The sequence below is a fragment of the Legionella drozanskii LLAP-1 genome, assembly GCF_001467585.1.
Taxonomy (GTDB): Bacteria; Pseudomonadota; Gammaproteobacteria; order Legionellales; family Legionellaceae; genus Tatlockia; species Tatlockia drozanskii.
On record NZ_LNXY01000006.1, the window covers coordinates 76,210 to 82,310 of the forward strand.

Genomic DNA, 6,101 nt, shown 5'->3' on the forward strand with positions numbered 1-6,101 from the left:
TTCTATAACCTCATTAACTTTTAATGTTTCTTGATAATTGCTTCAGCGATGTTTGTTGGTGCCTCTGCATATTTAGCAAACTCCATGGAGTAAGTTGCACGACCTTGGCTTGCTGAACGAAGATCTGTTGCATAGCCAAACATTTCTGCAAGAGGTACTTCTGCACGCACAATTTTACCTGCAGGAGAATCTTCCATACCCTGAACCAAACCTCTTCTACGGTTAAGATCACCCATCACATCACCCATGTAATCTTCTGGGGTCACAACCTCAACATTCATAATTGGTTCAAGCAATACGGGCTTTGCCTTCAGAGCACCTTGCCTAAAGCACTGAGAACCAGCAATTTTAAATGCCATTTCACTGGAATCGACCTCATGGAATGATCCATCAAACAACGTCACTTTAACATCAACTACTGGATAACCGGCGATAACACCATTTTGCAACTGTTCTTGTACACCTTTATCAACTGCAGGAATATATTCTTTGGGAATTACACCACCTACAATCGCATTTACGAACTCATAACCAGTACCTGGTTCTTGAGGTTCGATTTTGAGCCAAACGTGTCCGTATTGACCACGTCCGCCAGATTGACGAACAAACTTACCCTCTTGTTCGACAGCCTTTTTTAGCGTTTCACGATAAGCTACTTGTGGTTTACCGACATTCGCTTCAACGTTAAATTCACGCTTCATTCGGTCAACAATAATCTCCAAGTGTAATTCACCCATACCTTCAATAATTGTTTGACCTGATTCTTCATCTGTATGCACACGGAAAGACGGATCTTCTTGTGCTAGTTTACCAAGAGCTATCCCCATTTTTTCCTGATCAGCTTTTGTCTTAGGTTCAACTGCAACTGCAATAACAGGATCAAGGAAATCCATACGTTCGAGAGTTACTACTTTATTTATATCGCAAAGAGTATCTCCCGTGGTGACAGTTTTTAAGCCTACAGCGGCTGCTATATCACCTGCTCTAACTTCTTTAATATCTTCTCGAGAATTGGCATGCATTTGCAGTAAACGGCCAATCCGTTCCTTCTTCGCTTTTACTGGGTTATATACTGTATCCCCACTTTTTAAAATACCAGAGTAGACGCGGAAATAAGTTAATGTACCAACAAATGGGTCAGTAGCAATTTTGAACGCCAGAGCAGAGAAAGGCTCTTCATAAGAAGTTTTACGATGAATTTCTTCACCATCTTCATCGACTCCTCGAATAGCGGGGATATCGAGTGGTGAGGGTAAATATTCAACCACACCGTCAAGAACAGCTTGAACTCCTTTGTTCTTAAATGCAGAACCACAAAATACAGGAACAATCTCATTATTAATTGTACGCTTACGAAGAGCTTTCTTAATCTCTTCTTCAGTAAATTCTTTGCCTTCCAGATATTTTTCCATCAGATCTTCAGATGCTTCTGCTGCAGCTTCAATAATCTTTGCTCGATACTCTTCGCATTCAGCTTTCATCTCTGCAGGGACATCTGAGTAATTGAAAGACATTCCTTTGGATTCTTCATCCCAATGAATTGCTTTCATCTTGATAAGGTCAACAACACCTTTAAAAGTTTCTTCTGCACCGATGGGTAGTTGAAGAACAACAGGACTTGATCCAAGCCGTTGTTTGATTTGAATAACTACACGCAAGAAATTGGCACCCATCCGGTCCATTTTATTAACGAACACAATTCGTGGAACACCATATTTATCAGATTGTCGCCATACAGTCTCTGACTGGGGCTCAACACCTGATACAGAATCGAACACTACAACCGCACCATCAAGTACACGTAAGGAACGTTCTACTTCAATCATGAAGTCTACGTGTCCTGGTGTATCGATGATATTTATGCGATGCAGCTCAAAGTTTTTATCCATTCCTGGCCAAAAACATGTTGTTGCTGCCGAAGTAATTGTAATCCCGCGCTCCTGCTCTTGAACCATCCAGTCCATCGTTGCAGCACCGTCATGCACTTCGCCAATTTTGTGTGACACACCCGTATAGAACAATATACGCTCAGTCGTTGTTGTTTTCCCTGCATCAACGTGTGCGGCAATGCCGATATTTCTGTATAGTTCTAATGGAGTTGACACGACTTTCCTCGCTCACTAATTCCATCTAAAATGTGCAAACGCTTGGTTAGCTTTTGCCATTTTATGAGTATCTTCACGTTTTTTAACTGCTGAGCCTTTGCTCTCAAACGCGTCCATCAGTTCACCAGCTAGACGTAACATCATACCTTGCTCGCCACGAGAACGTGCAGCCTGAACAATCCAACGCATACCTAAAGCGACACTGCGATCAGTTCTCACTTCTACTGGCACCTGGTAAGTTGCTCCGCCGACTCTTCTTGAGCGCACTTCGACGCTGGGACGAACATTATCGAGAGCTTGCTCAAAATAACGCAGAACAGTGCTAGAGGCTCCTGATCCACCTTCTTCGCCGCCCGACTCTTCGTCGTTTTTCTTTAATTTTTTGACGCGATCACTCAATACATCTAATGCGCCATAAATAATTTTTTCAGCTGTCGATTTTTTTCCGCTGATCATCAACACGTTGATGAATTTAGCGAGTAATTCGCTATGATGTTTTGGATCAGGCAAAATTTCGCGTTTGGGGACTTCTCTTCTTCTTGGCATGTCTATTTCCTACAATCAGATTATTTCTTGTCTTTAGGTTTTTTAGTACCATATTTAGAACGACCTTGCTTACGATCATTCACTCCAGAAGTATCTAAACTTCCTCTTACTGTGTGATAACGCACACCAGGTAGATCCTTAACACGACCACCACGAATCAATACTACAGAGTGCTCTTGTAGATTGTGGCCTTCACCACCAATATATGATGATACCTCGAAACCATTTGTTAGACGCACACGGGCAACCTTACGCATAGCTGAGTTAGGTTTTTTAGGGGTTGTTGTGTACACACGTGTACATACACCTCGTCTCTGTGGACAGGATTCCAATGCGGGGACGTTAGATTTTTTCTTTGCGTCCGCACGAGGCTTTCTTACTAACTGATTAATAGTAGCCATTTATTCTTAACTCCGAACTTTCACTTGTATTATTTTCGAATGCATAAGGAGGCCGGATTCTATATAGGTCCAGCAAGTTTGTCAAGTTCAAACTTGCTGAAGCTTAGAATCCAATCAATGATCATGGTTATCAGCATTAAGTGCTTCACTTAATGCGTGCTCCACATCACTCGCTGTAACCGTATGCGCATTTTGCTCAGTACCACTCGTTTTAGCACGTTTTGCTTTTCTACTTTGATGATAAGCGTAACCTGTTCCAGCTGGAATTAATCGACCAACCATCACGTTTTCTTTTAAGCCCCGTAAATCATCAATCTTGCCGCTTACAGCAGCTTCAGTAAGAACACGCGTGGTTTCTTGGAACGATGCTGCTGAAATGAATGATTCAGTAGCTAATGAGGCTTTAGTAATACCCAGTAGAATAGGAGTACCATTTGCTGGTTGTTTACCCTCTGCAATTAGCTTGTCATTTTCATACAACATCACACTTTCTTCGATTTGCTCTCCAACGAGGAACTTCGAATCACCTGTAAAGGTAATTACACGTTTGCGAAGCATTTGGCGCACGATTGTTTCAATGTGTTTATCATTGATCTTCACACCTTGTAATCGATACACGTCCTGTACCTCATTCACAATGTAATTTGCTAATGCTCCAACGCCCAGTAATCGCAGTATGTCATGCGGATTCAATGGACCATCAGCTATCACTTCACCACGTTCGACATGCTCACCCTCGAAGACTGAAATATGACGCCATTTTGGAATCAATTCTTCGTGAGCTTGATGCTCGGAAGCGCTGATGATTAAGCGTCTCTTTCCTTTTGTTTCCTTACCAAAGTTAACCAAGCCTGAAACTTCAGCCATAACTGCAGCATCTTTTGGTTTTCTAGCTTCGAATAAGTCAGCAACCCTTGGTAGACCTCCGGTAATATCGCGTGTTTTTGAACGTTCCTGGGGTATCCGGGCAATAACGTCTCCGACACCCACTGCACTACCATCTTCAAAATTGATGATTGCATCAACTGGCAAATAGTATTGCGCGGGCACGTTTGTTCCAGCCAAGAAGATTTCGTCACCGTCATCGGAGACTAATTTCACCATTGGACGCATATCTCTACCAGCAGAACTGCGTTGCTTAGCATCAGTAACAACGATATTGCTTAATCCCGTAAGTTCGTCTGTTTGGCGATTCATTGTTAAACCTTCAATGAGGTCAACAAATTTTAATTTACCGCTTACTTCTGAAATAACTGGGTGTGTATGCGGATCCCAAGTAGCGATAACCTGACCTGCTTCTGCAGCTTGGTTATCGTGTACAGTTAATACAGCACCATAAGGTAGTTTATAACGCTCACGTTCGCGGCCAAAATCATCCACAATCGATACTTCACCTGAACGAGAAACCGCAACCAGGTTGTTGTTCTCATGAGTTACAGTCTTAATATTATGTAGACGAATAACACCCTTATTTTTGATTTGGATGCTATTAGCAGCAGTAGCTCTTGATGCAGCACCACCGATGTGGAAGGTACGCATTGTTAACTGTGTACCTGGTTCACCGATTGATTGTGCAGCGATAATACCAACTGCTTCACCGGTATTAACCAAATGTCCGCGGGCCAAATCACGACCATAGCAGCTAGCACAGAGGCCAAAACGAGTATTACAGGTAATTGGTGAGCGAACTAATACTTGGTCGACACCAAATTTTTCGAGTTTCTCAACCCAATCCTCATCTAATAAAGTTCCCGCCGTCACAACTGGTTCTTCTTGGTTGGGGATATATACATCAGTAGCAACGACACGTCCAAGAACACGCTCATGTAATGGTTCAACGATGTCTCCACCCTCAATAAGAGGTTGCATCAAGACTCCATTTTCAGTGCCGCAATCATCTTCGGTAATGACTACGTCTTGAGCAACATCAACAAGACGACGTGTCAAATAACCTGAGTTTGCAGTCTTTAATGCAGTATCCGCAAGACCCTTACGAGCACCGTGAGTGGAAATAAAGTATTGGAATACATTAAGACCTTCACGGAAGTTAGCAGTAATCGGTGTTTCAATAATGGAACCGTCAGGAGCAGCCATCAATCCCCGCATACCTGCGAGCTGACGAATCTGCGCCGCCGATCCCCGAGCACCAGAGTCGGCCATCATGAAGATAGGGTTAAATGACTCTTGTCGTGTGACTTTTCCATCTCTGCCTACTACTTCCTCGGTTGCTATCTTGGTCATCATCGATTTTGCGACCATCTCGTTGGTACGGGACCAGATATCGATCACTTTGTTGTAACGCTCACCGTTAGTCACTAAACCAGAACGGAATTGTGATTCAATCTCACGTACTTCGTTATCAGCTTGCTCAATAATGGATGCTTTATCGTCTGGTATTTCCATATCTTCAATACCGATTGACGCTCCAGCACGGGTGGCATATTTGAATCCGGTATACATGAGTTGGTCAGCGAAAATAACCGTTTCTTTTAAACCGAATTTACGATAGCAAGTATCGACAACTTTAGAGATAGCCTTTTTAGTCATTGCTTTATTGATCGACGCAAAGGGCATACCTTTAGGTAAAATATCAGAAAGTATTGCTCGTCCAACGGTTGTTTCAACCAGTTTATATTCCCGGTTTTCGTCGGTATTTTCCACTGGCATTCTAATTTTTACTTTAGCATGGATATCAACATAATCTGCTTCATAAAAATTTTGCGCCTCTTGTGGGCTAGCAAATATTTTTCCTTCACCAAGCGCATTGATTCTTTCTCGCGTTAGGTAGTAAAGACCTAATACTACGTCTTGGCTTGGTACAATGATTGGTTCCCCGCTTGCAGGTGACAAAATATTGTTTGTCGACATCATCAAAGAGCGAGCTTCCAATTGCGCTTCTAAAGTTAATGGAACGTGTACGGCCATTTGGTCGCCGTCAAAGTCCGCATTGTAAGCCGTACAAACTAAGGGGTGCAATTGAATTGCTTTACCTTCAATTAATACTGGTTCAAACGCCTGTATACCAAGTCTATGAAGGGTAGGAGCACGG

General features: G+C 42.7%; 4 protein-coding genes. All 4 read right to left on the reverse strand.

Going from position 1 to position 6,101, the window contains the following annotated elements; genetic code table 11:
• Positions 1 to 20 precede the first annotated feature (20 nt).
• Positions 21 to 2,105, reverse strand: a complete 2,085-nt coding sequence (gene fusA / locus Ldro_RS03455) for an elongation factor G (RefSeq protein WP_058495036.1) — start codon at positions 2,103 to 2,105, stop codon at positions 21 to 23.
• A 15-nt stretch (positions 2,106 to 2,120) separates the two neighbouring features.
• The gene (rpsG, locus tag Ldro_RS03460) at positions 2,121 to 2,651 is read right to left on the reverse strand and encodes a 30S ribosomal protein S7 (RefSeq protein ID WP_058495037.1); all 531 of its coding nucleotides are present in this window, start codon (positions 2,649 to 2,651) and stop codon (positions 2,121 to 2,123) included.
• 20 nt (positions 2,652 to 2,671) lie between these two features.
• Positions 2,672 to 3,052 carry a 30S ribosomal protein S12 gene (gene rpsL, locus Ldro_RS03465; RefSeq protein ID WP_028389269.1) on the reverse strand — a complete coding sequence of 127 codons (381 nt, stop codon included), beginning with the start codon at positions 3,050 to 3,052 and terminating at the stop codon, positions 2,672 to 2,674.
• A gap of 114 nt (positions 3,053 to 3,166) precedes the next feature.
• A partial coding sequence (gene rpoC, locus Ldro_RS03470) for a DNA-directed RNA polymerase subunit beta' (protein WP_238583948.1) occupies positions 3,167 to 6,101 on the reverse strand: 2,935 nt, incomplete at its 5' end.

What these genes read in the sequence shown, in the direction of transcription:
- rpsG (WP_058495037.1), bottom strand. Translation starts at nt 2,651, where the DNA reads ATGCCAAGAAGAAGAGAAGTCCCCAAACGCGAAATTTTGCCTGATCCA.
- rpsL (WP_028389269.1), bottom strand. Translation starts at nt 3,052, where the DNA reads ATGGCTACTATTAATCAGTTAGTAAGAAAGCCTCGTGCGGACGCAAAG.